The following is a 26,134-nucleotide window of genomic DNA, read 5'->3' as shown; positions in this document are numbered from 1 at the left end:
GCCGCCTCGCCCCATGGACCGGCGCCCCGGAGCGCCGGAGCGCCGGTTTCAGGGATTAAGGATGAATTAAGTTGCAACACCTAAGCTGATCCCACTGAAGCCATTCAATCAAGGGATCTTCCAGATGAAACCATTTACCACACTGCTGACTGCCACCGCCCTGACCCTCGCCGCCGGTTTCGCCCAGGCCGACGTTCGTCCGGACCATATTCCCGGGCTGCTCAAATCCGGCGCCATCGCCGACTTCGAGAAGCTCAACCAGGCCGCCCTGGCCAAGCACCCCGGCGCCACCATCACCGACACCGAACTCGATCAGGTCGCCGGCGGCGGTTATGTCTACGAGGTCGAACTGACCGGCACCGACGGCGTGAAATGGGAAGTCAAGCTCGACGCCAAGACCGCCGCTTTCCAGAGTGAAAAGAAAGACAAGTGATCCACCCGCCTGCGCCAAAGCCGCGCCCTCAACCATCAGGGCGCGGCTTTTCTGCTTCCCCTTAAGCCGAATGGAACGGCGTTATCCCGGGGCCTACCAGAGTGCCAGGGTGTAGCTGAGGATCAGGCGGTTCTCGTCCAGGTCATTGCCAAAGTTCGAGCGCACCGTCGCGTTGCGCCATTTCACGCCCACGCCCTTGAACGTACCGTCCTGCACCACGTAGCCGATGTCGGTGTTGCGCTCCCATTCCCGCCCTTCGCCCGGCGCCGCGCGTTGCACGTTGTCGCCGGACACGTAGCGGGTCATGAAACTCAGGCCCGGCAAGCCGAGGGCGGCGAAGTTGTAGTCATAACGCAGCTGCCAGGAACGCTCGTTGATATTGGCGAAGTCGCCGATCTGCACGAAGTTCACCAGGTACGGGTCGCTGTGGCCGATGTACGGGAACGGATCGTCGCCACTCATGCGCTGATAGCCCACGCCAAGGGCATGGCCCTTGAGGCTGTAGGTGAACATCGCGCCCAGGGCCCGGTTGTCCAGCGGCCGGAAGTTACCGTCCTCGGTGCTGCGGGCGTAGCGCAGGTCGCTCTTCAGGCCCTGCCCGGCCCCCAGGTCCCAGTTATGCACCAGGCCGACGAAGTTCTGCTGGTAGATGTCCTGCAACTTGCCGTAGCGATACTGGGTGAGCAGGTTCGGCAGCCACTGGTAGTCGGCCCCGGCGAACTGGAACTTGTCGCTGACGCCGCCAATGCGGTTGGCGCTCATGTCCTGGTAGTCGGTGGAGTCGACATAGTTGATCTGGCTCAGTTGCCCCGCCGTCAGCTTCAGCCGGTCGATCTCCTGCACGTTCAACACGCCGCCCTTGAACGTGCTGGGCAGCAGGCGGGTGTCGTTGGAAATCACCACCGGATCCTTGAGCTGCAGGGTCCCGACTTTCAGCACGCTGTTGGACAGGCGCACCTTGGCGGTCAGGCCCAGCTCGCCGTAGCTGTCCTGCGAACCGCCCTTCGACAGGTCGGCCGGCAGCAGGCCGGTACCGGCGGTGCCACGCCCCGAGTCGAGCTTGAAGCCGGTCATGCCCAGGGCATCGATGCCGAATCCGAGGGTCCCGGCGGTGAAGCCGGACTCCAGGCGCAACATGAACCCCTGGGCCCATTCATCGGCCTTTTCCCGCGAGCCGGGCTGGCGGAAGTCGCGATTGAAATAGACGTTGCGCGCCTCCAGGCTGCCCTTGCTGTCGGCGATAAAGTCCGCCCGGGCGCCGGGTGCGCAGAGCAGTCCCAGGCCGAGCAGAGTGCCGATGGAAAGCGGTGAACGTGACAACGTATCGAAGTGCTTCATGGTGTGCTCCTGTTTTGCGGGCACGAGCCGGCCCTCTCGGGGGCGTTGGGTTCGCGACCGATGTGGTGAAAAGCGTAGGGGTGGCAATGGCCCGGGCCGTGGCGGCCCGGGCGTGCCAGGGTTCAGGACTCGAGTTGTCGGCCGCGGGTTTCCGGCAGGCTCAGGGCCGCCAGGATCACCACCCCGTAGGCCCCGGCGGCGAACACGCCGATACCGGTGCCGATGGGCAGGGTTTCACTCAGGGCGCCGATAAACAGCGGAAACAACGCGGCGATGGAACGGCCGGCGTTGTAGCAGAAGCCCTGGCCCGAACCGCGCATGCGCGTTGGAAACAGCTCGGTCAGGAACGCCCCCATGCCGGCGAAGATGCCCGAGGCGAAGAAGCCCAGGGGAAAGCCGAGCCAGAGCATCCAGGTGTTATCGATGGGCAATTGGGTGTAGGTCAGGACAATGGCCATCGAGCCGACGGCAAAGAGGATGAAGTTCTTCTTGCGGCCAATGGTATCGGTCAGCAGCGCACTGGTCACATAACCGACGTAGGAGCCGACGATCACCATCGCCAGGTAACCGCCTGTACCCAGCACGCTGAGGCCGCGCTCGGTCTTCAGGTAGGTCGGCAGCCAGGTGGTGATCGCGTAGTAGCCGCCCAGCGCACCGGTGGTCAGCAGCGAAGCACGCAAGGTGGTGCTGAGCATCCGCGGGGCAAAGATCTCGAAGAAGGCCCAGGGCGAAGCCTTGGCCGGGCGCTCCTGGCGGGCCTGCTCGAAGGTGTCGGATTCCTTGACCAGGCGCCGGATCACCAGTACGAACAAGGCCGGCACCAGGCCGATCATGAACAACGCCCGCCAGGCCTGCTCCGGCGGCAGGAAGCTGAACAACCCGGCATACAGCAGCGCCGTCAGTCCCCAGCCCAGGGCCCAGCCGGCCTGCACCATGCCCACCGCCTTGCCCCTGTCCTGCGAACGGATCACCTCGCCGATCAGTACCGCCCCCGCGGTCCATTCGCCGCCGAAACCGAAGCCCATCAGGGTGCGTGCCACCAGCAACTGGTCATAGTTCTGCGCCAGCCCGCAGAGAAAGGTGAAAAAGGCAAACCAGAGGACCGTCAGTTGCAGGGTGCGTACCCGGCCGATGCGGTCGGAGAGAATCCCGGCGATCCAGCCACCGGCCGCCGAGGCGAGCAAAGTGCTGGTACCGATCAGCCCGGCTTCGCCCTTGGAAATGCCCCAGGTGGCGATCAGGGTGGGAATCACGAAGCTGAGCATCTGCGTGTCCATGCCATCGAGGCCATAGCCGATCTTGCAGCTCCAGAAAGTACGCTTTTCATTTTTGCTCAGTGGTCCGTACCAGCTGAACGGGCCGGCACGGCGCGCCCCTGAAGGCACGTGGTCAGTCATGGTGTTGTCCATGGAGGTTCCTGCGGCAGCAAAGGAAAGTGACGGACACGCCTCGTTGTTTTGTTGTGAAGGCGTTGTCGTGGGAGAGCCGACGCAATGCGCTGCGTCGTGGAGCGGATTCTTCGCGCCGGGCCACACCAGCGTCAAACGGGAAAAAAGCCGGTCAATGCATAAGAAAAATTGATGAGCTGCGTCATCAACTTTTCTTGTTCACAACACCAGATTTTCTGGTTGGACAGCCTAACCCGGTTTTTTTACAAAGAGCCCTGCAAAGGCCCCTTCGGCCCCAGGAGACGCTTCGATGAACCAGCCCGCCATGCCCTTCGACCCATTGCGCCAGCGTACGCCGTTCGACCTGCGCCAGGAGATCGCCGCCGGACGCTACCAGGGCCACACCAGTGGGCTCGGCCAGGGTCGGGTGCAAGCCAATATCGTGATCCTGCCGGGTGACTGGGCCGATGAGTTCCTGCGTTTCTGTACCCTCAATCGCCAGGCCTGCCCGCTGCTGGACGTCACCGAGCCGGGCGACCCGATCTTCCGTCACCTGGGCCAGGCCGTGGATATCCGCCATGACGTGCCGCGCTATCGGGTCTACCGCGACGGCGTCCTGAGCGAAGAACCACTGGATATTGCCACGCTCTGGCAGGACGACCTGATGGCCTTTGCCATCGGCTGCTCCTTCTCCTTCGAACAGCCGCTGCTGGACGCCGGGATCGGCCTGCGGCATATCGAGCTGGGTCGCAACGTGGCGATGTACCAGACCGCTATCGACACCCGGCCGACCGCTCGCCTGCAAGGCAAGCTGGTGGTCAGCATGCGCCCGCTGAAAGCCGCCGCGGCGATCCAGGCCATCCAGATCACCGGGCGCATGCCCAATGTCCACGGCGCCCCGGTGCATATCGGCGACCCGGCGCTGATCGGCATCCGCGACCTCGCCGCACCGGACTATGGCGATGCCGTGCCGGTGGCCGACGACGAGATCCCGGTGTTCTGGGCCTGCGGCGTGACCCCGCAATCGGTGGTGCAGGCCTCACGTCCGCCGCTGTGCATCACCCACGCGCCAGGCTGCATGCTGGTGACCGACCTGCACAATCACGCCCTGTAATCAGGCGGTGGTGTTGACCGTACCGCCCGAGGTGCTGCCACCGGACTCCTGCAGGGCCTGGGTCAACGCCGCGCTGACGGTCTGCAGCGAAGCGGAAATCGTCGCCACCTGGGATTCCGCGCTCGCCACGGCGGCGGCCTTGGCATCAGGGCTTTCGTTACTCGACTGCGCCTTCTGCATGGCCTGCTCCTGTTCCTGCAACTGCTTCTGCAGTTCGGCCAGTTGCTTGCGCAGTTCCTTGACGGTATCGGATTCCGAACTGGAGCTGTCGCTGCTGCCCGAGGCGCCACCGGCACCTGCCGGCTGGCCACCAGCGACCTTGGTGGTATCAGTGGCCGCCGCGGTCGTGCCGGCAGTGGTGGTGCCGTCGGCGCTGGCCGCCTTGGTGGCGGTGCTGGTCGACAGGCTTGGAGTGATGGTGACCGATGTGATGCTGACCATGGGGATGTTTCCTGTTCAGGTAGTGATATCCCCATCATCGACAACGCCGCCGCGTGCTTGAGACCTATCCTGTATCCCCTTGGTCAGCGGCCCGATACACAAGCGTCTGAGCCTGCGTTCCGCCACGTCGGCAATCGTACTCGGTGAGCGGCCGGGACCTTTCAGGTCGAGACCCTCAGGCGGACACGCCAAGCTGTAACAAAAATGTCAAAAAGCCTTGAGATGATGCGGCTCAAGCGAACCTGTAAAAAAATGTTTCGGGCGCTTCATTCCTGCGAGCCTCCATGAACCATAGCCTTGACCAAAGCCACCGCGACTCGGACCTGTTCGGCCTTCTTTATGGCTTTCGCTTTCGCGCCGGCGAACGCGGCGAGGAGATCGACTCCGCCACCGCCCTGCAATGCCTGCAACAACCCGAAGACCCCGAGCAGTTTCTCTGGCTGCACCTGAACCTGGCCCACGCCGCGTGCGAGCGCTGGATGAAGGCGCACCTGTCGTTGCCCGAAGAGTTCTTCGAAGCGCTGCACGAAGGTTCGCGCTCGACCCGTATCGAACATGTCGACAACGCCTTGCTGGCGGTGGTCAACGATGTGGTGTTCAACCTCAGCAGCATGGTGTCGTCGGATATTTCCACGCTGTGGGTCTGTGCCCGCAGCAAGCTGCTGATCAGCGCCCGCCTGCAACCGCTGCACTCGGTGGACAAGCTGCGCTCCTCGGTCAAGGCCGGCGAGCGCTTCCGCTCGCCGCTGGAGTTGCTGGTGCACCTGCTGCGCGACCAGGGTGAAGTCCTGACCCAGATCGTGCGCAAGACCAGCATCAGCGTCGACCAGATCGAAGACCAGTTGCTGGCCCTGCGCCTGAGCAACAACCGCGCGGAACTCGGCGCCATGCGCCGGGTACTGGTGCGCCTGCAGCGCCTGCTCGCCCTGGAGCCGGGCTCGCTGCTGCGCTTGCTCAACCGACCGCCGCAGTGGCTGCAGAAGGAAGACGTCAAGGAATTGCGCAAGTCCACCGAGGAGTTCTCGCTGATCCTCAGCGACCTCGAGGCCCTGGGCGAACGGATCAAGCTGTTGCAGGAAGAGATTGCCGCCAACCTCAACGAGCAGAGCAACCGGACCCTCTTCACCCTGACGGTGGTGACGGTACTGGCGCTGCCGATCAACATCATCGCCGGCTTCTTCGGCATGAACGTCGGCGGCATTCCGCTCGCGGGCGACCCGGAGGGGTTCTGGATCCTGGTGGCACTGGTGGCGACCTTCACCGTGCTGGCCGGGCGCTGGGCCTTTCGCAAGCGTCAGGATTATTGACACGACCTGCGGCCGGACCAGCGGAGCCACTAAATCCACTGAACACTGACCTGCCGCAGTCTCTCTGTAACATTTCGCAATGATCATGACGGTTATCCGTTCCCAAACAGGATTTCAGGCATGGCTACCCCTTCACTGACTGCCGCTTCGCCCGCTGCCGGCGACGGCAGGCCGCATCTCGAAAGCAAACCCCGCGTCTTTACCGCCGTGATCTTCTTCGCGGTGCTGGCCATCGGCCTGTTGTTCACGGCCTACAGCCTGGTGCATGACATGCACGACCTGGGCACCACGGTCACCACCTGGACGCCCTTCCTGCTGCTCGGGGTAGCCTTGCTGATCGCCCTGGGCTTCGAGTTCGTCAACGGTTTCCACGACACCGCCAACGCCGTCGCCACCGTGATCTACACCCACTCGCTGCCGCCGCATTTCGCGGTGGTCTGGTCCGGCTGCTTCAACTTCCTCGGTGTGCTGCTCTCCAGCGGCGCGGTGGCCTTCGGCATCATCGCGCTGCTGCCGGTGGAACTGATCCTGCAAGTGGGCTCGTCGTCCGGCTTCGCGATGATCTTCGCCCTGCTGATCGCCGCCATCCTGTGGAACCTCGGCACCTGGTGGCTGGGCCTGCCGGCCTCGTCGTCCCACACCCTGATCGGTTCGATCATCGGTGTCGGCGTGGCCAACGCGCTGATGCACGGCCGCGACGGGACCAGCGGCGTCGACTGGAGCCAGGTCACCAAGATCGGCTACGCGCTGCTGCTCTCGCCGATCGTCGGCTTCGCCTTCGCCGCCCTGCTGCTGGTCGCGCTGCGCCTGTTCGTGAAAAACCGCGCGCTGTACAAGGCGCCCAAGGGCAAGGAGCCGCCGCCCTGGTGGATCCGCGGCCTGTTGATCCTGACCTGCACCGGTGTGTCCTTTGCCCACGGTTCCAACGACGGCCAGAAAGGCATGGGTCTGATCATGCTGATCCTGGTCGGCACCCTACCGATGGCCTACGCCCTGAACCGCACCATGCCGGCCGAGCAGGCCCTGCAGTTCGCCGCCGTGGCCGAAGTCACCCAGGCCGCGCTGGTCAAGGCCGCCCCGTTGCCGGCACCCGCCGACCCGCGCCCGGTGCTCACCCTGTATATCCGCACCAAGCAGATCACCCCGGAACTGATCCCGGCGCTGGCGTCCCTGACCGGTCATATCGGTGACGAAGTGAAGGGTTACGGTTCGCTGGCCAAGGTGCCGGCCGAAGCCATGGGCAACGTGCGTAACGACATGTACCTGAGCTCCGAAACCATCCGCATGATGGAGAAGGAAAAGGTCGGCAACTTCGACGCCGACACCCAGGGCAAGCTGCAGTTGTTCAAGCAACAGATCGACAACGCCACGCGCTTTATCCCGCTGTGGGTGAAGATCGCCGTGGCGATCGCCCTCGGCCTGGGCACCATGGTCGGCTGGAAGCGCATCGTCGTCACCGTCGGCGAGAAGATCGGCAAGACCCACCTGACCTACGCCCAGGGCGCCTCGGCGGAAATGGTCGCGATGCTGACCATCGGCGCGGCGGACATGTACGGCCTGCCGGTATCGACCACCCACGTGCTGTCCTCGGGCGTGGCCGGGACCATGGTCGCCAACGGCGGCGGCCTGCAGATGAAGACCATCCGCAACCTGGCGATGGCCTGGGTCCTGACCCTGCCGGCGGCGATCCTGCTGTCGGGCAGCCTGTACTGGTTGTTTACCAAGCTGTTCTGATTCAGCGCCGGCGCGACACCGACAAACCCCACCCCGGTGGGGTTTGTCGTTTCAGGCCAGGGTCTGCAGTATCTCCACCAGCCATTCCATGAACACCCGCACCCGCCGCGGCAAGTGTCGCTGCTGGGCATACAGCAGGGACACTTCCAGCGGCGCGGGCAGGTAATCGGGCAGCACCGCCACCAGCTCACCGCTGTCCAGATGCTTGCGCACACCGTGGCGTGGCGCCTGGATCAGGCCGAAACCACCCAGGCAGGCGGACTCGTAGCAATCGGTGCTGTTCACCGTGACGCTGCCGTCCATGGGCACCTGGACCCGCTTGCCGTTGTGCAGGTACTCGAACCCCGCCGAGCGCGCGCCCAGCACCCCGACGTAGTGCACCAGCCGGTGCCCGGCGAGGTCCTCGGGAGTCAGCGGCGTGCCATGACGCCGCAGATAGGCCGGACTGGCACAGTTGACCATCTGCAACGAACTCACATGCCGCGCCACCACCGATTGGTCCGGTTGCGCGCCGACCCGCAGCACACAGTCGAAGCCCTCGCCCAACAGGTCGACCCGACGATCGGTGCTGCTGATCTCCAGCTCGATCCGCGGATGACGGGCCATGAACTCCGGCAGGCGCGGCATGATCACCCGGCGTGCCATGACGCTGGGCATATCGAAACGGATCCGCCCGGAGAGCAGCGCCGCATCCTGGCGAAACAGCCCTTCCAGTTCATCCATGTGCGAGAGCAGGTCCTTGCTGCGTTCGTACAACACCAGGCCGTCCTGGGTCGCCTGCACCTTGCGCGTGGTGCGCTGCAGCAAGCGCGTGCCCAGCAGTTCCTCCAGGGCCTGGATATGCTCGGAAACGCTGGACCTGGGCAAACCCAGGCTTTCGCTGGCCAGGGTAAAGCTCGACAGTTCGGTGACACGGATAAAGGTACGCAGCAGTTCCAGCTTGTTCATCACGGGCGGCCCTTGATTGTTCGGATAAAGCGATCAGTCTTTCCGATTCCGCTGAGTTTATCGCCTGCCTACCGGACAAATACACTTTTCCTCGAGGTCACCCATCACTTGAGGACTACCCATGACTCGCAAAATCGCACTGATCACCGGCGCCAGCCGCGGCCTGGGCAAGCACGCTGCCCTGCACCTCGCCGCCCAGGGCGTGGACATCATCGGCACCTACAACAGCCGGGCCGAGGACGCCCAGGCCGTGGCAAGCGAAATCGAACGACTCGGCGGACGCGCCGCCATGCTGCAACTGGATGTCGGTGTCATCGCCGGCTTCAAGGCTTTCGGCGAAAGCGTCGCCAAGGTGCTCGACAGCGTCTTCGGCCGGGAGCGATTCGATTTCCTCGTCAACAATGCGGGCGTCGGAATCCATGGCCTGTTCGTCGATACCCGGGAAGAGCAGTTCGACCAACTGTTGAATGTTCACTTCAAGGGGCCGTTTTTCCTGACCCAGCAGCTGTTGCCGCTGATGGCCGACGGTGGCCGCATCATCAATATCTCCAGCGGCCTGGCCCGCTTCAGCCTGCCGGGCTACGGCACCTATGCAGCGATGAAGGGCGCGATGGAGGTCCTGACCCGTTACCAGGCCAAGGAACTGGGGGCACGCGGGATCAGCGTCAACGCCCTGGCACCTGGCGCCATCGAGACTGATTTCGGCGGTGGTCACGTGCGCGACAATCAGGAACTGAATGCCTTTGTCGCCAGCGTCACGGCGCTGGGCCGGGTTGGACTGCCGGATGATATCGGCGGGGCGATCGCGCTACTGCTGGGCGAAGGTGGACAGTGGATCAACGGGCAGCGGGTCGAGGCTTCAGGAGGGATGTTCTTGTAAATTGCGCCGGCCGGGCTGACGCTTTCGCCGGCAAGCCGGCTCCCACAGGGGTCAAGTTGGATGCAGCACGGGTGCTCGACTCGATCCTTGCGGGAGCTGGCTTGACGCCGAGAAAGCCAGTCAGCCGGCAAGGGGTCAGGCTCGATGCGATCGTTCCCACGCTCCGCGTGGGAATGCCTCTCTGGACGCTCTGCGTCCGCTCCTGTGGGAGCCGGCTTGCCGGCGAAGAGGCCGGTCAGCCGTGCACACCACTACGGATCAACAGATCCTTCAGCACCGCCAGCAATTCCACCTGGCCCTTGCGTGGCTCGCCGGCAAATTCGATCCAGCCTTCGTTGAAGCCATCGATCATCTGCATGCGCGGCAGCGGGTTGTTCATGCCCTGGCTGCTGAACAGCGCCTGCCAGGTATCACGCTCGACCACTTCCATCCGCACCGGCTTGCCCAGCAGCTCGGCGAAACCCGCGGCGATCTGGTTCGGCGTGACACGTTGCGGCCCCTCCAGTTCGACGATGCGCTTGCCGCTCCAGCTTTGTTGCAACAGTTGCGCCGCCAGGCGTCCGACATCCGCCGTGGCGATCATCGGCACCGGCTTGTCCAGCGGTTGCAGAAAGCTCGGGACAACCCCCGTTTCAACGGCTGCCGCCACATCCCACAAGGCGTTTTCCATGAACCAGCCCGGACGCAGGAAGGTCACCGGCAGTTCCAGGCTGCCCAGCCCCTGCTCGAGGATCTGCAGTTGATTCAGCAGGTTCGGCTGGGTGGCCTGGGCCCCGATGGTCGACAGACAGACCACCCGCCCCGGCCGCGCCTGCTCCAGGGCCGTGCGCAGGGTTTCCACCACCTGCCGGGCCTCAGGGAACCCCGGGGTCGGGTCGAAGTTCGACGGCATCATCACAAAGACGGCGTCGACCCCCCTGAATGCCTGCGTCAGCGCCTGGACATCATCGACATCGGCCAGCGCCACCTGGCAACCCTGCCCGGCCCACAGTGCGCCCTTCTCCGCGCTGCGCACCACCGCGCGCACCGGTTGCCGGGCGGCCAACAAGGTTCGGGCGACAGCGCCACCGACCTGCCCGGTAATACCCATGACTGCGTACATAGAATTTCCTCCAGCGAGAAGCGACGTCTGTCGCGATGGCGAGAATTATCCGGCGCGGGCATGGATTCTCCGATAGCATGGATGTCATTGAATAAGTGACAGGGAATCACCAATGACCTTCGACTCCAGCCTCGCCAGCGGCATGGGCGTCCTCAGTGCCGTGGTCGACAGCGGCAGTTTCGCCAAGGCCGCCGACAGTCTCGACATGACGCCTTCTGGGGTCAGCCGGGCCATTGCCCGACTGGAGAAGCGCCTGGGTATCCGCCTGTTCGACCGCACCACCCGCTCGATCAAATTGACCGACGAAGGCCGCCGGCTCTACGAGGAAATCACGCCGCTGCTGGCCGGGCTGGAAGAGGCCGCCCACGCCGCCAGCGGCAGCGCCAGTAGCGTGCGCGGACGGCTGCGGGTGAATATCGACCCGTACTTCTCCCGGCTGATCCTCGGCCCCGCCCTCGGCGAATTCATGAGCCGCCATCCGCTGTTGCAACTGGAACTCTATACCCGCGATCACCTGGGGGACGTGGTGGCCGATGGCTTCGACCTGGCGGTGCGCTTCGGCCATCCGGCGTCCTCGTCGCTGGTGGCGCGCAAGCTGCTGGACGTGCGCGTGCTGACCTGCGCGTCGCCGGCCTACCTGAAACGTCATGGCCGGCCGCTGGCTCCATTGGACATGGAAGACGAGCGGCATGTCTGCGTGTCGTTCCGCGACCCCGAGAGCGGTCGGCCGTTTCCCTGGGAGTTCCATCGGGGCGCGCAACGGGTCGATGTGCGCAACAATGCCCGACTGGTGCTCAACGATGTCGGCACTTTGCACAGCATCTGCGAAACCGGCTACGCGATTGCCCAGGTCCTGGACCTGGGCGTGCAGCTGATGCTCGACAGCGGCCGGCTGGTGGAACTGTTTCCCGACTGGCCCGATGAGCGCTTCCCGCTGTATGCCCTGTATCCATCACGGCACCTGCCACCGGCCAAGGTCCGCGCCTTTCTGGATTTCATCATCGAGCTGAGTTCGCGATAACCCTCAGCGAGCCAGCCGGCGCAACAACACACGCTCGCGCAGCACATCATAGGCCCAGTGGTAGACATAGGTGTACGGCAGGAAAAACAGCAGCACACCGATATCCAACAGCAACGCCGTCAGCAGGCTCAACTCCAGCCACCAGGCGATCAGCGGCACGCTCACCACGACCAGCCCACCTTCGAACAGCAGCGCATGCAGCAGCCGGGTCCAGCCGTTTTGAGCAAGGGCCAGGCGCTCGCGCAGCCGGTCGAACAGGCCGTTGAACAGCACGTTCCAGCCCAGGGCGATAAAGCAGTTGAAAACCGTGACCACGCCCATGTCCAGCAGGGGCTTGTCCATCATCCAGGCAAACAGGGGCGTGCACAGCAGCACGGCGAAAAACTCGAAGCCGATGGCCTGGAAAACACGTTCGGTAAAAGACTTGCCGGTACTCATGATGGGTGCCCCCAAGGTGTCGAGGGTTGTGATTATCGCCATTTATCCAGATACTAAAAGTCGATTACCATCGAGTGAGACGATAGTTCATGGCCTCCAATGAAATGCTCCAGGCCTTTGTCCAAGCCGCGACCCTCGGCTCGTTTTCCGCCGCCGCCCGCAAGCTGGGCAAGAGCCAGTCCACCATCAGTGCCGCCGTGGCCGGCCTGGAGATCGACCTGGGCTTCGAACTGTTCGACCGCAGTACCCGCAAGCCCGGCCTGACCGCCGCCGGCCATGTGATGCTGCAAAAGGCCGAGGATATCCTCGCCGCCAGCAACCGGCTGGAGATGGCCGCCAGCCAGCTGGCCCAGGGACTCGAACCGAAATTGACCGTGGTGATTTCCGACACCTACCAGTCCGATCGCTTCGAAGCTTCCCTCAGCGGTTTCGCCGCGCGCTACCCGGACCTGGAACTCGAATGCCTGATCGCCGAATGTGCCGATCTGGTGGAACTGGTCCAACATGGCCGGGCGCACGTGGCCTTTGCCGAAACCCAGGACAGCTACCCGCCGGACCTGAGCAGCGCCACCGTCGACGAGCGCACCGAGTTCGCCGTGTTCGTCCATCGCGACCATCCGCTGGCAGCCTTGAAAAAGGTCGACCAGGCGGCCTTGCAGCAACACCGCGAATTGCGCCTGGCGACCATCGTCAATCCCTATGAAACCCGCGCGCAAGGGCGGGTCTGGTCGGCGTCGAGCTACCTGATGCTGCTGGAGATGGCCCAACGCGGCTTTGGCTGGGCGCCGCTGCCGCGCTGGCTGGTAGGACGTTTCGACAGTGGCTCGCTGGTGGAACTGCAGGTTCGCGGCTGGCCGAAACCGGTATCGGTCGATGCCCTCTGGTCGCGCCTGCATCCACCCGGACCGGCAGGCAGCTGGTTGCTGGCGAAGATGCTCGAATAGAACGGCGTCAGGCGACTGCGGCAGACGGCGGCCGGTTGGCCTGGAAGTATTCGTGCAGGGCCCGCAGGGTTGGCAATTCCAGGGCCTGCGCCGCATAACACAGGCCTACCCGGCGACTCGGTGCAGGCAGGTGCAGGGGCCGGACCTTTACCCCGGCATGCCCGGCCGCCAGGGAATGCGGCAACATCGCCACGCCGATCCCGGCGGCGACCATGTGCAGGGCCTGCTTGAGCGAATCGGCATGCCCGGCCACGGCTTCCGGCGACCGTCCGTACAGGGCCATCAAGCGCTGGTGGGAGTCATGACCCGGGCAGGTGATCCAGTCGCTGATCGGCACCCAGGGTTGGCCGACAGCAGCGTTCGCCATCGGGTGCTCGCCCGGCAGGGCCATCACATAGGATTCCTCCCAGAGCGGCAGGAACAACTCGTCCTCGCAGCATTGCTCCTCCACCGCCAGCCGGGCATCGCCGTGGCAGCCTTCATGCACCGTCAGCAGCAGATTCGGCATGGCCTGGCAGGCCAGGCGCAGGAAAGCCTCGACCTGACTGTCGGCAATATCGCCCTCGACGCCCAATGCCAGCGGCGCCCGGTCCTCGCGTCCGCGAAACAGCCGACCGAGGGCTTCCGCCTCGGCCACCATCCGCCGCGCCTGGGGGTACAACACCCGCGCTTCGTCACTCACCTCGACCCCACGCGGCTGACGCACGAACAGCGCGGCCCCGAGTTCCTCCTCCAACTGCCGGATCGTCACCGACAAGGTCGGCTGGCTGATAAACAGGCGCTGGGCCGCCGAGGTGATATTGCGTTCCTCGAAGACCGCGAGAAATGCTTTGAGATGGCGAATATCCATAGGGAATTCCGATAGCAGACAGAGAAATAAGGCATTTTTAAGCAGAAGACCGTCTGAATATACTGCCCGCCATTGTCAGGCATTGGTTTTTATTATTTCAGGAGAGTCCCATGAGTAAGCCACTGGTTATTATCACCGGCGCCAGTTCCGGTATCGGCGAAGCAACCGCCCGCCTGCTGTCGGCAGCCGGTCATCCGCTATTGCTGCTGGCCCGACGCACCGAACGCCTGGAAGCCCTGGCCCTGCCCGCCACCCTGAGTCGCGGTGTCGACGTCACCGACCGCGGCGCCCTGCTGGCGGCCGTTGCCGAAGCCGAAGCGCTTTACGGGCCGGCCGATGCGCTGATCAACAATGCCGGGGTGATGCTGCTGGGCAACATCGGCGAACAGGACCCGGAGCAGTGGGACCGGATGTTCGATGTCAACGTCAAGGGCCTGCTCAATGGCGTGCATGCGGTGACCGCCGGGATGATCGAGCGCAAGCGCGGCACCCTCATCAACGTCGGCTCGGTGGCCGGGCGCAAGACCTTCCCCAACCATGTCGCCTACGTCGGAACCAAGTTCGCGGTACACGGGCTGTCGGAAAACCTGCGCGAGGAACTGGCGCCGCACAATGTCCGCGTGATCACCATCGCCCCTGGCGCCGTGGAGACCGAACTGCTGAGCCACACCACCGACGACGCCATCAAGAGCGGTTACGAAGCCTGGAAGGCCGATGACATGGGCGGTGTGGTCCTCAGTGCCGAGGATGTGGCGGCGGCCATCCGTTATGCCTACGAGCAACCGCAGCACGTGTGTATCCGCGAAATCGTCCTGGCGGCGACGCGGCAGCAGCCGTAAGGCTGATGGAGTGCCTGTGCGCCCCTCTTCGCGGGCAAGCCCGCTCCCACAAGGTGGATGTCGTCCAAACGGATTGGGCACGACGCGGACACTGTGGGAGCGGGCTTGCCCGCGAAGGCGCCGGTAGGAGCAGCCCGAACCATCCGGCCAGTCACTACTCCTCCAGTTCATCCAGCCGGCCCTGGATAAAGCGCTGCTCCGGGGCCTGTTGCGTGAGTTGCAAGGCCCGCCGGTAAGCCGCCCGCGCCTCGTCAAGGCGGCCCAGTCGACGACAGAAGTCGGCCCGAGCCGAATGGGCCAGGTGATAATCCTGCAACTCGCCCCGCCCCAGGATCTCTTCCAGCAGCACCAGCCCGGCCAAGGGCCCGTCGCGCATGGCCACGGCCACCGAGCGGTTCAACTCGATTACTGGTGATGGCACCGCCCGCAGCAACAGGTCATACAGCCCGACAATCTGCGCCCAGTCGGTTTCATCGGCGCTGGCCGCCTCGGCATGCACCGCCGCTATCGCCGCTTGCAGACCATAGGGGCCGAAACGTCCGGTACCCAAGGCCCGCTCGACCCAGCCACATCCTTCGGCGATCAGTTCGGCATTCCACAGCGAGCGATCCTGGACATCGAGCAGCACCAGATCGCCACTCGCCGACAGCCGTGCCTGGCGCCGCGACTCATGCAGCAACATCAGCGCCAGCAGCCCCATGACTTCGGGATCCGGCAGCAATTCCAGCAGCAGCCGCGCCAGGCGGATCGCCTCCGCAGTCAGTTCGTCGCGGGTCAGGCTGCCGCCCAGGGAGGCCGAATAACCCTCGTTGAACACCAGGTAGATCACCCGCAGAACGCTATCCAGGCGTTCGGGCAGCTCGGCCAGGGATGGCACCTGGTAGGGAATTTTCGCATCGCGGATCTTCGCCTTGGCCCGGACGATCCGCTGGGCAATGGTCGAAGGCGTCGAGAGAAACGCGCGGGCGATCTCTTCCGTGGTCAGGTCGCAGACTTCCCGCAGCGTCAGCGGTACCTGGGCATCCGCCGAGAGCGCCGGATGACAGCAGGTGAAGATCAGCCGCAGCCGGTCGTCCTGCAGATCCTCGACGTCCCATTCGGTCTGTTCGAGCGCTTCGGCCTGGGCGATCAACTGCGCCTGGGAAGCCGCGAAACGCGCCCGCCGGCGCAACACATCAATCGCCTTGAAGCGTCCGGTGGAGACCAGCCACGCTCGCGGGTTGGCCGGCACGCCATCGCTCTGCCAACGCTCGACCGCGACAAAGAACGCCTCGTGCAAGGCTTCCTCCGCCAGGTCGAAATCGCCGAGCAGACGAATCAGGGTCGCGAGAATCCGTCGGGACTCCTGGCGATAGACGAGTTCGACCTGGCGCTTGACGGCCTCCGGCGTCCCCGTCAATCCGGCAGCCCCTGTTCGAGCAGCAAGGCCAGGCGGTCGAGGCTTTCACCCCAGCCCTGATGAAACCCCATCCCTTCGTGGGCGTCTCGCTCCGCCGCGTTCCAATGCATCGCACTGGCGGTATAGAGGGTGCCGCCCTCGGCTTCTTCCAGGGTGATGCGCGCGGTCATGAATGGCTTGCCGGTGGGAATCCAGCCGGGGCCGAAGGCATCGGTGAAGACGATCCGTTCGGGCGCGGCGATCTCCAGGAACACCCCTTGATAGGGATACTCGGTGCCATCCGGCGCCCGCATGACCGTGCGAAACAGGCCGCCGACCCACAACTGCATATCGCAGACCGGCGTGGTCATGCCATGTGGGCCCCACCAGCGGGCGAGCAGGCGAGGTTCGGTCCAGGCCCGGAACACCTGGTTGCGCGGCGCCTCCAGCAGGCGGCTGATGGACAACTCGAATTCCGCGCCGGTCGGGGCCAGCGGTAGATTGCTCATGGGAACGCTCCTCTTATTGTTATTGGCTTGTATCCGCTTGAGGTTCGGCGCGGCTAACGGCGCTTCTACAGATTCAACTCCCGAACCGGACGGACTTCAACACTGCCGACACGGGCAGCCGGAATATTTCCGGCAATCTGCAAGGCCTCATTGAGGTCCTTGGCTTCCACCAGATAGAACCCGGCAAGCTGCTCCTTGGTTTCGGCAAACGGCCCGTCGGTGATGGACAGCTTGCCACCGCGCATGCGCACCGTGGTGGCGGTCTGCACCGACTCCAGCGGCTCGGCGGCCAGCATCCGGCCACTGGCCTGGATCGACTGCGCGTACGCCAGGCACTCGGGATCCTTGGGGCTGTCGGGATGGGAGTGCAACAGCTCTTCGTTACTGTAGATCAGGCACAGGTATTTCATCGCAGGTCTCCAGGACAGTCGGACAACTATGGCTGCTGTTTGAGAATCCGGCTTCGACATTTGTCGAAGCCCCCCACCTCCAGGCGGGAACATTGACTAGTCGAACAGGCTGGGAGCCAATCGACAACCTCCCGGGGATTTCGGAAAAAAAACGGCGTGTCCGAGAAAGCCGATAGAATCCTGCACTCTTGCCTACAGGAAAAAAGGACCCGCTGTCGTGAGAACCACCCTGGTCGACTATAAGACCCTGAACCCGGCCCAGCTCGAACAACTGAACCTGATTCAAGTCGATGCGGCGCAGAAAGAATTCTCCAGCGATATCGCTGGCGGCCTGGCCGTCCTGCACGCTCATCAGGGCAACGATGTGAAGGGGTTTGTCCTGTTGGACGGGGAGTTACCGGTGGCCTTCCTGCTGCTCAAGCGACCGCCCGCCTCACCGGCCTGGGCCACCGGCACGACCTGTACGCTGCACGCCTTGCAGGTCGATAAAGAGCAACAAGGACGCGGCCTCGGACGACGCTGCATGGAGGCCCTGCCTGCCGTCGCCCGTGCCGCCTGGCCCGAGACCACGCACCTGATGCTGGCCGTGGATGCCGGGAATCACGCGGCTCGCGGGCTCTATCTGAAACAGGGTTTTATCGATAGCGGCGAAACCTTTTACGGTCGGGTCGGCGAAGAACGCCGGCTGACCCTGGCCCTATGAACACCGCCCCGGCACCTGCGGCAACTGCCGGGGCACTCACTTCAGGTAGTGACATGCAAACCCGTCTGGCCTGCTACCACGAGCTGTCGGCCCTGCAACGCGAACAGCTCGACGGGCTGCAGGTGCATCCCGAACAGTTGCCGTTCTGCGGCGATATCCAGTGCGCCCTGTATTTTCTGCCCCGTGATCCCCATGCCGGGGTGAAGGGACTGGTGCTGCTGGAGGGGGAAACCCCGGTGGGCTTTCTGCTGCTCAAGCGCCATCCCCTTGTCCCGCACTGGGCCGGCAGCGGCAGCGTCACGCTGCACGCCGTGCAGGTGGACAAACGCGCCCAGGGCCGCGGCGTCGGTGCGGCCCTCATGCAAGCCTTGCCCGACACCGCGCGCCGACTCTGGCCCGAGGCGCTGGAACTGGTGCTGTCGGTCGGCAACGACAATCCGCACGCCATGGGGTTCTACCTCAGGCAAGGCTGGGTCGATACCGGCGAGGCGTACCAGGGCGAACGGCGCCTGGCGCTCAGGCTCTAGCGATACCCGGCCGGACAGCTCCCTTTGAGCGATGATGGCAATTACAGGGTGGCCATATATATGAGATCAACTTTTCATCACTGGTAAAACTTGAGCGCTTTGCAAACCTGTCTTTCGGTTATTAAATCAGACCGTCTCTGCTTCGGCATGAAACAGGGAATCGTTTTGTTAATAACCTGAAAGGACTCAATAATAAATGGACATACAAAACAGAACTTCAAATGATGCGCCTCCAGCCTCCGTCAGCATCGACCGGGAAACCGCCAACACCGCCGGTACACACGACTTCGAGTTCGGTGAGCACGGGGACGGCCTGGTCATTTTCTCGGAAGCAGGCCCGGGTTTTATCGGACCCTCGATATTGCAACGCGATGGCCGTCATTTCTTTATCGGCGTGCATGAATCCTCGTCAACCAGTTTGATGCAGGCAGACTTCAGTGCCGAGGGTTTTTATTATAATTACTTCACTTCGCCTCTCCCGGGCTCGAGTCGGGCACTGATCAATACCGTACTGGATAACGAAGACAAGTTTGTTGTCCTCGGAAACTTCCGCTCCGATGAACAGGCATTTTGCACCCGCCTCACGGCCACCGGCGAAACGGACCCGACCTTTGGCGAGCAGGGTGAATTCATACTGCCCTACAAAGCGCCCTGGACCGGCTACGGCCGCCGGCTCGCCGTGCAAGCGAATGGTCATATCGTCCTGCTCCTGAGGACCGCCGACCTCGGCAAACCGGACAGGGGCGTCATTGTCCGCCTGACACCCGCCGGCAGCTTTGATCCGGGCTTCGGCACCTGTGGCGTGGTCACGGCACCCGAGCCGGGCATGACCTTCGAGGCGGTTCGCATCCAGGCGGATGGCAAGTTGGTGATCGCCGGCAGGCGCGGCCGGCGGGCGGTACTGATGCGCTATGGCATCACCGGCCTGCCGGACAAGACCTTCGGCTGCACCGGCTATCTGGAGCTGGAGTCGGCTACGGAAGGCAGCGCGGCACTGTTCGATGTCGCCATACAGGCCGATCAGAAAATAGTCGCCGTGGGCTCGGCGGACCTGGCGCAGCAGGTTGCACTGCTCATTCGGGTCACCGCCGAAGGCACGCTGGACCCACTGTTCAACTCAGGAACGCCCTGGGCGTTTCCAGGCTTGGGCCTGGGTTTCGCGACCGCCATCCAGGAAGACGGGAAGATCGTCAGTTCCGGCCACAAGGACCTCGGTGGCCATACCTGGTTGATGCGCCATCTGGCCACCGGTGAGCCGGACCGGGGCTTTGGCGACAGGGGACTGAGCCGGGTCAACAGCATTCCAGGCAGTACCAGCTATCTCTCCCACTTGGAACTGCAGCCCGACGGCAAGATCCTGATTTCCGGACGCTACGCCACGCACTCGGCGGTCATTCGCTGCCACGGGGGCTGAACGAGTCTTCTTGCAGGCGCCCCGATGGCGCCTGCAAGAGGCAGGACAAGCGGGAACGCCGGTCTACAGTTCGAGGATCATTTCGTGCCAGACCATGCCACCGTGATCGGACTCCGACGGCTTGCTGTAGATAAAACCGAACGTCTGATAGAACGGCACCAGGCGCTCCTGGCACATCAGGTGAATGCTCGCCTTGCCCAGGTCGCGCATCTGCTCGATAAAGGCACTCATCAAGCGCTTGGCCAGGCCTTGTCCCTGATAGTCCGGATGCACCACCACCGACATGATCACCACGTGGGGACCCTGCGGGTCGTGGCCGATCAGTTCCTTGAATGCCTCGTCGGACATCTGCACGTCGAACGCCGAGCCGGAATTGACGAAACCGGCGACCACACCGTCAACCTCAAGCACGATAAAACCTTGCGGCCAGGTCGCGATACGGGTGGCGATCTTTTCCCGGGTCGCGGCTTCATCGCCTTCGTAGGCGATACTCTCGATGGCGAAACAACGGTCCAGGTCAGTGGTCAAGACCTGGCGGATAATGGAATTCGAAGGACTCATGGCAGTTCAGGCAACCTTGTAACAGGAAAAATAATCGGCATCAGGGAAGCGAATCCAGCCCGCTTCGTATCTGGCTCATATTGTTGTGGGAACGGTCCGTAAAGCTTTCATATAGTCGATGTCTTTGCTATCGGTTTTCGACTATTTCTCTGCAGGTCGCCGCCTTGTGCGGTGTTTTGCGGAGTGCTGCCATGACCAATATTCAGATCGGCCTGCTGATGTTGCTGGGTATCAGTGCGTTTGGCGTGATCACCCTCTACCTCGATTTCTGGCGCGCCACCAAGGCGCAAAGAGACCACAAATAAACCGTTACAAACCGACCAGGCGATAGCCAACCTGCAGTTCCGTGATCAGGTACTGCGGCTGTGCCGGGTCGGCTTCGAGTTTCTGCCGCAGATGTGCCATGTGTACCCGCAGGTAATGGGCACGATCGACATAGTCCAGCCCCCAGACATCCAGCAGCAGTTGCCGATGGGTCAACACCCGGCCCTGGCCGCGGATCAGTGCGCTCAACAGGCGAAATTCGATAGGTGTCAGGTGCACGCTCTCGTTGCCACGACGCACCTCATGGGTCGCCAGGTCGACCTCGACCTCACCGAAACGCACCTTGCTGCTCAGCGCCGCCGTGCCAGTCTGCACCTGCCGACGCAGTTGCGCGCGGATGCGCGCAAGCAATTCGGGAACGCCGAACGGCTTGACCAGGTAATCGTCGGCCCCGGCATCCAGCGCCGCGACTTTCTCGTCTTCACGGTCACGGGCCGACAGCACCAGGATCGGCACGCTCATCCAGCCGCGCAACTCGCTGATCAGGTCCTTGCCATCGCCGTCGGGCAGGCCCAGGTCGACGATCACCAGGTCCGGCTGGCGGCTGGCCGCATCGATCAGGGCGCGCTTGCTGCTGTCGGCCTCGAACACCTGGAAGCCCTCGTCTTGCAGGGCGATGCCGATAAACCGGCGAATATTGGCTTCATCCTCGACAATCAGGATACGGCTGCTGCTCATAATGATTCCATGGACGGCGGCTGACCCGCCGGTAAGCTGATGATAAAGGAAAGCCCGCCGCCCGCCCGGGCCCGGGCGACTACCTGGCCGCCGTGGGCCTCGACGATGCGCCGGACCAGTGCCAGGCCCAGCCCGATGCCGGACACCGCTGACTCCTGCTGGCCACGACTGAAGGCTTCGAACAGTTGCTCCGGGAGGATGCCGAGAGGACAGCCCGGCCCGCTGTCCGAAACCTCCAGCACGATATGGGATTCCTGCGGGTAAGCCGCGATGGTGATCGACGTACCGGGCGCAGTGTATTTCGCGGCGTTGTCCAGCAGGTTGACCAGGACCCGTTCGAGCAACAGCGCATCGACCTCCACCAGGGGCAGGTCTGCCGGCAGCAGGGTCCGCACGCCATGGCGGGCCAGCGGTTCACGCAGTTGGCGCAGGGCACTGCCGACGACTTCCTCCAGGGAGTGCCACTGTCGATTGAGGCGCACGCCGCGATCCTGCAGGCGAGCCATATCGAGCAGGTTCTCGATCAAGCGCTGCATGGCGCTGGCCTGGTCGTGAATCCCCGCCAGCAGATCCGCCAGCACGCCGTCCCGGGCATGGGGCGCCGCCGCATCGGCGGCACCGATAATGGTCGTCAGCGGCGTGCGCAGGTCATGGGAGATCGCCGCCAGCAGGGTGTTGCGCATCCGCTCGCCTTCCATCTGTACCAGGGTGCTCTGCGCCACCTCGACGAAATGCACACGCTCCAGGGCAATCGCCAACTGGCTCATGCAGGCTTCCAGCAGGCGTTGTTCCTGCGGGTCTTTGAGGCGCTCGGGATCGCTCAGGTCGAGAACCAGCACCCCACGCACGCGCATCGGCGCCTTCAACGGAAAATAGCAACCCGCCGCGGCCGCCAGGGTGTCGCTGCCGCGCCCCGCAGGACGCCCGTGATCGTAGGTCCACTGGGCGATGCTTTCATCCGCCGCAAACACACTGCCGGCCATGGACCGCACCGCGTCGCCGGGATCCGGCAGGGCCAGGGCGACCCGGGCCTCGAACACGGCAGCGAAAGTGCGTAGCGCCACCTGGGTGATCTGTTCGACCGTCAACGCTGCCGACAAGTCCCGCGCCAACAGCGCCAAGGAAGTGGCCCGCCGCTCCCGGGCGGCCGCTGTCCGCGCCTCATGACGCAGGCGCGCGGTCAATTGCCCGGTGATCAGGGCAATCCCCAGCATCAAGGCGAAGGTGAAGAAATACTGGGTATCGTTGACCGTGAACGACCACACCGGCTGCACGAAAAAGAAGTCGAAACACAGGACCGCAAGCATCGCCGCCCAGATCCCGGGGCCGCGTCCCAGGCGCAGCGCCACCAGCACCACGGTCAGCAGGAACAGCATGACCACGTTGGCCGGGTCGAAAACCTGCAGTAACAGGGCCGCCAACGCCGTGGCCGCGAAACAGGCCAGGGTGGCCCAGAAATACGCCAACCCGCGACCCACGCTCGGCTCGGGCGCCACTTGAGGTTTTGCCGCCACCTTCGGCAACGCCCCCTGGGCAATGACAATCTGGTCGATCTGCGGGTGCTGGCGGCTGATCCGATCGCTGACCGACTGGTGCCAGAACCGCCAGCGCCGACGCGGCCGATGGCCGAGCAACAGGCGGTTGGCATTGCGCTCCCGGGCGCAGGCGACCAGGGCATCGGCAACGTCGATGCCGGCGAGGATCGCCGTGTCGGCACCGAACTCGGCGGCCAGCGCCAGGGTCTTCATCGCCTGGCTTCGGCGCCCCGCCACCGACCGGCGTGCCGTGGACGACTCGACGTGCACCACGATCCAGTCCGCCTCGAGCTTCTGCGCCAGACGCGCCGCTTCGCGCACCAGGCGTTCGTCCTCGGGCACTCCGGCAATCCCCACCAGCAGGCGCTCGCGGGCGGCCCACAGGGTGTCGATGGAGCGCTCGCGACGATAGACACGCATCTGCGCATCGACCCGGTCGGCGGTACGTCGCAGGGCCAGCTCGCGCAACGCCAGCAGGTTGCCCTTGCGAAAAAAGTGCCGCGATGCCCGCTCGGCCTGGGGCGCGAGGTACACCTTACCGTCCTTGAGGCGTTGCAGCAGTTCATCGGGCGGCAGATCGACCAGCAGCACTTCGTCGGCACCGTCGAACAGATGATCCGGCACGGTTTCCCGGACGCGGGTCCCGATGATGCCGCTGACCAGGTCGTTGAGGCTTTCCAGGTGCTGGACGTTCAGGGTACTCCAGACATCGATCCCGGCCCGCAACAGCTCCTCGACGTCCTGCCAGCGCTTGGGGTGGCGCGAGCCGGGGACATTGCTGTGGGCCAGCTCGTCCACCAGCAGCACCGCCGGGCAACGGGCCAGGGCGGCATCCAGGTCGAACTCCGGCAATCTGCCGCCCCGGTGTTGCAGGGTATGACGCGGCAGTTGCTCCAGCCCTTCGAGCAAGGCCGCGGTGTCGCTGCGGCCGTGGGTCTCGACGATACCGGCGACCACCTCGCGCCCCTGCGCCTGCTCGCGGCGGGCCGCCTGGAGCATGGCGCAGGTTTTCCCGACGCCGGCGTTGGAACCGAAGTAGATGCGCAAACGGCCGCGTCGGGCGGCCTGTTCGTCCTGTTGCAGTTTCTCCAGCAGCGCATCCGGGTCGGGACGACCGTCGCGGGATGTGTCGTTCAAAGCCATGTCATTCCTTGTGCCCCCATTGCTCGCGAAGCCACTCCTTGTGAACGGATCCCGCGAACGTTGCCCTGTGGCGAGCAGGCGAGCCCCCTCGCCACACGGTCATCCGGCCTATACCAGCCCCAGCCCCGCCAGCAGCATATCGATCAGCTTGATCCCGGCGAACGGCACCAGCACGCCCCCCAGCCCATAGATCAGCAGGTTGCGGTTGAGCAACGCCGCCGCGCCGATGGCCCGGTAGGTCACCCCCTTGAGCGCCAGGGGAATCAGCACCACGATGATCAGCGCGTTGAAGATCACCGCACTGAGAATCGCCGAGTTCGGGCTGCTCAGGTGCATCACATTCAGCGCCGCCAACTGGGGATAAGTCGCCACGAACGCGGCAGGCACAATAGCAAAATACTTCGCCACGTCATTGGCGACGCTGAAGGTGGTCAGCGCGCCCCGGGTCATCAGCATCTGCTTGCCCACCTCGACCACTTCGATCAGCTTGGTCGGGTTGCTGTCCAGGTCGACCATGTTTCCGGCTTCCTTGGCCGCCTGGGTGCCGCTGTTCATCGCCACGGCGACATCGGCCTGGGCCAGTGCCGGGGCATCGTTGGTGCCGTCGCCGGTCATCGCCACCAGCTTGCCCTGGGCCTGGTAGTCGCGGATCAACTGCAACTTGTCTTCCGGGCGGGCTTCGGCGAGAAAATCATCGACCCCGGCCTCCGCCGCAATCGCCGCCGCGGTCAGGTGATTGTCGCCGGTGATCATCACCGTCTTGATACCCATGCGCCGCAGCTCGCAAAAACGCTCCTTGATCCCGCCCTTGACGACATCCTTGAGCTCGATCACTCCCAGGGCCCGCGCGCCCTCGCACACCACCAGCGGCGTGCTGCCCCGCCGCGCGACTTCATCCACCCGGGTTTGCAGTGCCACGGGAAAACCGCCGCCGAGGGCTTCCACATGCCGACGGATCGCATCGGCGGCCCCCTTGCGGATCACCCGCCCATCGGCCAGGTCGACGCCGCTCATGCGGGTCTGCGCGGTAAACGTCACAAAGCTGGCAGCCAGGCGATCGAGATCCGGCTCGGGCAGCTCGAATTTCTGCCGGGCCAAGGCAACGATACTTCGCCCTTCCGGGGTTTCATCGGCCAGGGAAGCCAACTGTGCCGCCAGTGCCACTTCACTGTCCCTGATCCCGGGAGCGGCCAGGAAAGCACTGGCCTGACGGTTGCCCAGGGTGATGGTGCCGGTCTTGTCCAGCAGCAACACGTCGACATCCCCCGCCGCCTCCACCGCCCGCCCCGAGGTGGCGATCACGTTGGCCGCCATCATCCGACTCATGCCCGCCACGCCGATGGCCGACAACAGGCCGCCGATGGTGGTGGGGATCAGGCACACCAGCAATGCCACCAGCACCGTCGCGCTGACGACATTGCCCGTACCGCTCATGCTCACGGCAAAGATCGAATACGGACTGAGGGTGACGATGACCAGCAGGAACAGCGCGGTCAGCCCCACCAGCAGAATGGTCAACGCCACTTCGTTGGGCGTCTTCTGCCGTTTGGCGGACTCGACCATGGAAATCATCCGGTCGAGGAAGGATTCGCCGGGGTTGACGCTGATGCGCACCACCAGCCAGTCCGACAGTACTCGCGTGCCGCCGGTGACCGAGGAGAAATCGCCACCGGCCTCGCGGATCACCGGTGCCGACTCGCCGGTGATCGCGCTTTCGTCCACCGACGCCACGCCCTCGATGACGATGCCGTCCAGCGGCACCAGATCGCCGGCCTCGATCAGCACCACGGCGTCCTTGCGCAGATCGCTGGCCTGCACCGGTAGCCATCTGGCGCCGTGGTGCGGCTGGTTCAGCAACTTGGCCAGGGTCTGGCGCTTCATGCCACGCAAGCTGGCGGCCTGGGCCCGGCTGCGTCCCTCGGCCAGGGCCTCGGCGAAGTTGGCGAAGAGCACGGTGAACCACAGCCACAGGCAGATGCTCAGGATAAAGCCGCTGGAGGCCTCGCCCTGACCGCCCCATGACTGGAACCACAACAGGGTGGTCAACAGACTGCCCAGGTAGACCACGAACATCACCGGGTTCTTCCACTGGGCCTGCGGCAAGAGTTTCCTGAAGGCATCCAGGCCCGCCGCGAGCAGCAGAGCACGGTCGAACAACGGCAAACGGACTTTCAT

At 64.1% G+C, this 26,134-nt stretch carries 25 protein-coding genes; 11 read left to right on the top strand and 14 right to left on the bottom strand.

Going from position 1 to position 26,134, the window contains the following annotated elements; translation table 11 throughout:
* The first annotated feature begins 124 nt into the window (after window positions 1-124).
* Window positions 125-433: a PepSY domain-containing protein gene (locus ACL9RJ_RS25085; protein WP_017126162.1), complete on the top strand. Its 309-nt coding sequence runs from the start codon at window positions 125-127 to the stop codon at window positions 431-433.
* A gap of 93 nt (window positions 434-526) precedes the next feature.
* Here ACL9RJ_RS25085 and ACL9RJ_RS25080 read toward each other — a convergent pair whose 3' ends face one another.
* Together ACL9RJ_RS25080 and ACL9RJ_RS25075 are read right to left on the bottom strand one after the other, a co-directional pair.
* Window positions 527-1,771 (bottom strand): OprD family porin, encoded by a 1,245-nt coding sequence (locus ACL9RJ_RS25080; RefSeq protein WP_177084507.1) that lies wholly within the window; start codon window positions 1,769-1,771, stop codon window positions 527-529.
* A gap of 122 nt (window positions 1,772-1,893) precedes the next feature.
* Window positions 1,894-3,168 carry an MFS transporter gene (locus ACL9RJ_RS25075; RefSeq protein WP_422765779.1) on the bottom strand — a complete coding sequence of 425 codons (1,275 nt, stop codon included), beginning with the start codon at window positions 3,166-3,168 and terminating at the stop codon, window positions 1,894-1,896.
* A gap of 301 nt (window positions 3,169-3,469) precedes the next feature.
* Between ACL9RJ_RS25075 and ACL9RJ_RS25070 the strand changes: the two genes are divergently transcribed.
* Window positions 3,470-4,273 (top strand): putative hydro-lyase, encoded by an 804-nt coding sequence (locus ACL9RJ_RS25070; protein WP_422765778.1) that lies wholly within the window; start codon window positions 3,470-3,472, stop codon window positions 4,271-4,273.
* Here the strand turns inward: ACL9RJ_RS25070 and ACL9RJ_RS25065 are convergent, their stop codons facing one another.
* The gene (locus ACL9RJ_RS25065; protein WP_017126166.1) at window positions 4,274-4,714 is read right to left on the bottom strand and encodes a hypothetical protein; all 441 of its coding nucleotides are present in this window, start codon (window positions 4,712-4,714) and stop codon (window positions 4,274-4,276) included. It abuts the gene before it with no gap.
* 284 nt (window positions 4,715-4,998) lie between these two features.
* Between ACL9RJ_RS25065 and ACL9RJ_RS25060 the strand changes: the two genes are divergently transcribed.
* Window positions 4,999-6,021 (top strand): transporter, encoded by a 1,023-nt coding sequence (locus ACL9RJ_RS25060; protein ID WP_017126167.1) that lies wholly within the window; start codon window positions 4,999-5,001, stop codon window positions 6,019-6,021.
* A 120-nt stretch (window positions 6,022-6,141) separates the two neighbouring features.
* A complete protein-coding gene (locus tag ACL9RJ_RS25055) occupies window positions 6,142-7,755 on the top strand; it encodes an inorganic phosphate transporter (protein WP_017126168.1) in 1,614 nt (537 codons plus the stop codon).
* 51 nt (window positions 7,756-7,806) lie between these two features.
* On the opposite strand, the gene ACL9RJ_RS25050 is transcribed toward ACL9RJ_RS25055, so the two are convergent.
* On the bottom strand, window positions 7,807-8,703 hold the full coding sequence (locus ACL9RJ_RS25050) for a LysR family transcriptional regulator (RefSeq protein ID WP_177107800.1): 897 nt from the start codon (window positions 8,701-8,703) through the stop codon (window positions 7,807-7,809).
* Between the two features lie 121 nt (window positions 8,704-8,824).
* On the opposite strand from ACL9RJ_RS25050, the gene ACL9RJ_RS25045 reads away from it, so the two are divergent.
* On the top strand, window positions 8,825-9,583 hold the full coding sequence (locus tag ACL9RJ_RS25045) for an SDR family NAD(P)-dependent oxidoreductase (protein WP_017126170.1): 759 nt from the start codon (window positions 8,825-8,827) through the stop codon (window positions 9,581-9,583).
* A gap of 235 nt (window positions 9,584-9,818) precedes the next feature.
* Here ACL9RJ_RS25045 and ACL9RJ_RS25040 read toward each other — a convergent pair whose 3' ends face one another.
* Complete coding sequence (locus tag ACL9RJ_RS25040) at window positions 9,819-10,685, bottom strand: NmrA family NAD(P)-binding protein (RefSeq protein WP_177119280.1); 867 nt, start codon at window positions 10,683-10,685, stop codon at window positions 9,819-9,821.
* Window positions 10,686-10,797: 112 nt separating this feature from the next.
* On the opposite strand from ACL9RJ_RS25040, the gene ACL9RJ_RS25035 reads away from it, so the two are divergent.
* Complete coding sequence (locus ACL9RJ_RS25035) at window positions 10,798-11,706, top strand: LysR family transcriptional regulator (protein ID WP_422765777.1); 909 nt, start codon at window positions 10,798-10,800, stop codon at window positions 11,704-11,706.
* 3 nt (window positions 11,707-11,709) lie between these two features.
* Here ACL9RJ_RS25035 and ACL9RJ_RS25030 read toward each other — a convergent pair whose 3' ends face one another.
* On the bottom strand, window positions 11,710-12,144 hold the full coding sequence (locus ACL9RJ_RS25030; protein WP_177084594.1) for a multidrug/biocide efflux PACE transporter: 435 nt from the start codon (window positions 12,142-12,144) through the stop codon (window positions 11,710-11,712).
* An 89-nt stretch (window positions 12,145-12,233) separates the two neighbouring features.
* Between ACL9RJ_RS25030 and ACL9RJ_RS25025 the strand changes: the two genes are divergently transcribed.
* The gene (locus ACL9RJ_RS25025) at window positions 12,234-13,088 is read left to right on the top strand and encodes a LysR family transcriptional regulator (RefSeq protein ID WP_177084498.1); all 855 of its coding nucleotides are present in this window, start codon (window positions 12,234-12,236) and stop codon (window positions 13,086-13,088) included.
* A 7-nt stretch (window positions 13,089-13,095) separates the two neighbouring features.
* Here ACL9RJ_RS25025 and ACL9RJ_RS25020 read toward each other — a convergent pair whose 3' ends face one another.
* Window positions 13,096-13,938 carry a LysR family transcriptional regulator gene (locus tag ACL9RJ_RS25020; RefSeq protein ID WP_422765776.1) on the bottom strand — a complete coding sequence of 281 codons (843 nt, stop codon included), beginning with the start codon at window positions 13,936-13,938 and terminating at the stop codon, window positions 13,096-13,098.
* Between the two features lie 110 nt (window positions 13,939-14,048).
* On the opposite strand from ACL9RJ_RS25020, the gene ACL9RJ_RS25015 reads away from it, so the two are divergent.
* Entirely contained in the window at window positions 14,049-14,777 is a 729-nt protein-coding gene (locus tag ACL9RJ_RS25015; RefSeq protein WP_177084494.1) for an SDR family oxidoreductase, read from the top strand.
* Between the two features lie 154 nt (window positions 14,778-14,931).
* Here ACL9RJ_RS25015 and ACL9RJ_RS25010 read toward each other — a convergent pair whose 3' ends face one another.
* From ACL9RJ_RS25010 to ACL9RJ_RS25000, 3 genes are all read right to left on the bottom strand, one after another.
* Complete coding sequence (locus ACL9RJ_RS25010; RefSeq protein WP_422765775.1) at window positions 14,932-16,176, bottom strand: RNA polymerase sigma factor; 1,245 nt, start codon at window positions 16,174-16,176, stop codon at window positions 14,932-14,934.
* Complete coding sequence (locus ACL9RJ_RS25005) at window positions 16,173-16,664, bottom strand: SRPBCC family protein (RefSeq protein ID WP_017126178.1); 492 nt, start codon at window positions 16,662-16,664, stop codon at window positions 16,173-16,175. Before ACL9RJ_RS25005 ends, ACL9RJ_RS25010 begins: the two co-directional genes overlap by 4 nt.
* Window positions 16,665-16,729: 65 nt before the next feature.
* A complete protein-coding gene (locus ACL9RJ_RS25000; protein ID WP_017126179.1) occupies window positions 16,730-17,074 on the bottom strand; it encodes a YciI family protein in 345 nt (114 codons plus the stop codon).
* A 217-nt stretch (window positions 17,075-17,291) separates the two neighbouring features.
* Here ACL9RJ_RS25000 and ACL9RJ_RS24995 point away from each other — a divergent pair, with 217 nt between their 5' ends.
* The 3 genes from ACL9RJ_RS24995 (at window position 17,292) to ACL9RJ_RS24985 (ending at window position 19,718) form a co-directional block, all read left to right on the top strand.
* Window positions 17,292-17,777 (top strand): GNAT family N-acetyltransferase, encoded by a 486-nt coding sequence (locus ACL9RJ_RS24995; protein ID WP_017126180.1) that lies wholly within the window; start codon window positions 17,292-17,294, stop codon window positions 17,775-17,777.
* A gap of 53 nt (window positions 17,778-17,830) precedes the next feature.
* The gene (locus ACL9RJ_RS24990) at window positions 17,831-18,304 is read left to right on the top strand and encodes a GNAT family N-acetyltransferase (RefSeq protein WP_017126181.1); all 474 of its coding nucleotides are present in this window, start codon (window positions 17,831-17,833) and stop codon (window positions 18,302-18,304) included.
* Between the two features lie 196 nt (window positions 18,305-18,500).
* A complete protein-coding gene (locus ACL9RJ_RS24985) occupies window positions 18,501-19,718 on the top strand; it encodes a hypothetical protein (protein WP_017126182.1) in 1,218 nt (405 codons plus the stop codon).
* Window positions 19,719-19,781: 63 nt separating this feature from the next.
* Here the strand turns inward: ACL9RJ_RS24985 and ACL9RJ_RS24980 are convergent, their stop codons facing one another.
* From ACL9RJ_RS24980 to kdpB, 4 genes are all read right to left on the bottom strand, one after another.
* A complete protein-coding gene (locus tag ACL9RJ_RS24980) occupies window positions 19,782-20,279 on the bottom strand; it encodes a GNAT family N-acetyltransferase (RefSeq protein ID WP_177107807.1) in 498 nt (165 codons plus the stop codon).
* 309 nt (window positions 20,280-20,588) lie between these two features.
* Window positions 20,589-21,281: a response regulator gene (locus tag ACL9RJ_RS24975; protein WP_177084484.1), complete on the bottom strand. Its 693-nt coding sequence runs from the start codon at window positions 21,279-21,281 to the stop codon at window positions 20,589-20,591.
* Window positions 21,278-23,959, bottom strand: coding sequence for a sensor histidine kinase (locus ACL9RJ_RS24970; protein WP_017126186.1), 2,682 nt, complete (start codon window positions 23,957-23,959; stop codon window positions 21,278-21,280). Before ACL9RJ_RS24970 ends, ACL9RJ_RS24975 begins: the two co-directional genes overlap by 4 nt.
* Window positions 23,960-24,067: 108 nt before the next feature.
* Complete coding sequence (gene kdpB / locus ACL9RJ_RS24965; protein ID WP_103032990.1) at window positions 24,068-26,134, bottom strand: potassium-transporting ATPase subunit KdpB; 2,067 nt, start codon at window positions 26,132-26,134, stop codon at window positions 24,068-24,070.

The organism is Pseudomonas sp. Mn2068 (assembly GCF_049319725.1).
Taxonomy (GTDB): Bacteria; Pseudomonadota; Gammaproteobacteria; order Pseudomonadales; family Pseudomonadaceae; genus Aquipseudomonas; species Aquipseudomonas gingeri.
Note: the sequence above shows the minus strand (reverse complement) of the source record. Positions and strands in the feature narration are given on the sequence as shown.

Coding starts and splice junctions, on each gene's coding strand:
- ACL9RJ_RS25050 (WP_177107800.1), bottom strand. CDS start 8,703: ATGAACAAGCTGGAACTGCTGCGTACCTTTATCCGTGTCACCGAACTG.
- ACL9RJ_RS25045 (WP_017126170.1), top strand. CDS start 8,825: ATGACTCGCAAAATCGCACTGATCACCGGCGCCAGCCGCGGCCTGGGC.
- ACL9RJ_RS25005 (WP_017126178.1), bottom strand. CDS start 16,664: ATGAGCAATCTACCGCTGGCCCCGACCGGCGCGGAATTCGAGTTGTCC.
- ACL9RJ_RS25065 (WP_017126166.1), bottom strand. CDS start 4,714: ATGGTCAGCATCACATCGGTCACCATCACTCCAAGCCTGTCGACCAGC.
- ACL9RJ_RS25025 (WP_177084498.1), top strand. CDS start 12,234: ATGGCCTCCAATGAAATGCTCCAGGCCTTTGTCCAAGCCGCGACCCTC.
- ACL9RJ_RS24985 (WP_017126182.1), top strand. CDS start 18,501: ATGGACATACAAAACAGAACTTCAAATGATGCGCCTCCAGCCTCCGTC.
- ACL9RJ_RS25040 (WP_177119280.1), bottom strand. CDS start 10,685: ATGTACGCAGTCATGGGTATTACCGGGCAGGTCGGTGGCGCTGTCGCC.
- ACL9RJ_RS25055 (WP_017126168.1), top strand. CDS start 6,142: ATGGCTACCCCTTCACTGACTGCCGCTTCGCCCGCTGCCGGCGACGGC.
- ACL9RJ_RS25000 (WP_017126179.1), bottom strand. CDS start 17,074: ATGAAATACCTGTGCCTGATCTACAGTAACGAAGAGCTGTTGCACTCC.
- ACL9RJ_RS25085 (WP_017126162.1), top strand. CDS start 125: ATGAAACCATTTACCACACTGCTGACTGCCACCGCCCTGACCCTCGCC.
- ACL9RJ_RS25020 (WP_422765776.1), bottom strand. CDS start 13,938: ATGGATATTCGCCATCTCAAAGCATTTCTCGCGGTCTTCGAGGAACGC.
- ACL9RJ_RS24975 (WP_177084484.1), bottom strand. CDS start 21,281: ATGAGCAGCAGCCGTATCCTGATTGTCGAGGATGAAGCCAATATTCGC.
- ACL9RJ_RS25080 (WP_177084507.1), bottom strand. CDS start 1,771: ATGAAGCACTTCGATACGTTGTCACGTTCACCGCTTTCCATCGGCACT.
- ACL9RJ_RS25015 (WP_177084494.1), top strand. CDS start 14,049: ATGAGTAAGCCACTGGTTATTATCACCGGCGCCAGTTCCGGTATCGGC.
- ACL9RJ_RS25075 (WP_422765779.1), bottom strand. CDS start 3,168: ATGACTGACCACGTGCCTTCAGGGGCGCGCCGTGCCGGCCCGTTCAGC.
- ACL9RJ_RS25030 (WP_177084594.1), bottom strand. CDS start 12,144: ATGAGTACCGGCAAGTCTTTTACCGAACGTGTTTTCCAGGCCATCGGC.
- ACL9RJ_RS24980 (WP_177107807.1), bottom strand. CDS start 20,279: ATGAGTCCTTCGAATTCCATTATCCGCCAGGTCTTGACCACTGACCTG.
- ACL9RJ_RS25035 (WP_422765777.1), top strand. CDS start 10,798: ATGACCTTCGACTCCAGCCTCGCCAGCGGCATGGGCGTCCTCAGTGCC.
- kdpB (WP_103032990.1), bottom strand. CDS start 26,134: ATGAAAGTCCGTTTGCCGTTGTTCGACCGTGCTCTGCTGCTCGCGGCG.
- ACL9RJ_RS24970 (WP_017126186.1), bottom strand. CDS start 23,959: ATGGCTTTGAACGACACATCCCGCGACGGTCGTCCCGACCCGGATGCG.
- ACL9RJ_RS25060 (WP_017126167.1), top strand. CDS start 4,999: ATGAACCATAGCCTTGACCAAAGCCACCGCGACTCGGACCTGTTCGGC.
- ACL9RJ_RS25070 (WP_422765778.1), top strand. CDS start 3,470: ATGAACCAGCCCGCCATGCCCTTCGACCCATTGCGCCAGCGTACGCCG.
- ACL9RJ_RS24990 (WP_017126181.1), top strand. CDS start 17,831: ATGCAAACCCGTCTGGCCTGCTACCACGAGCTGTCGGCCCTGCAACGC.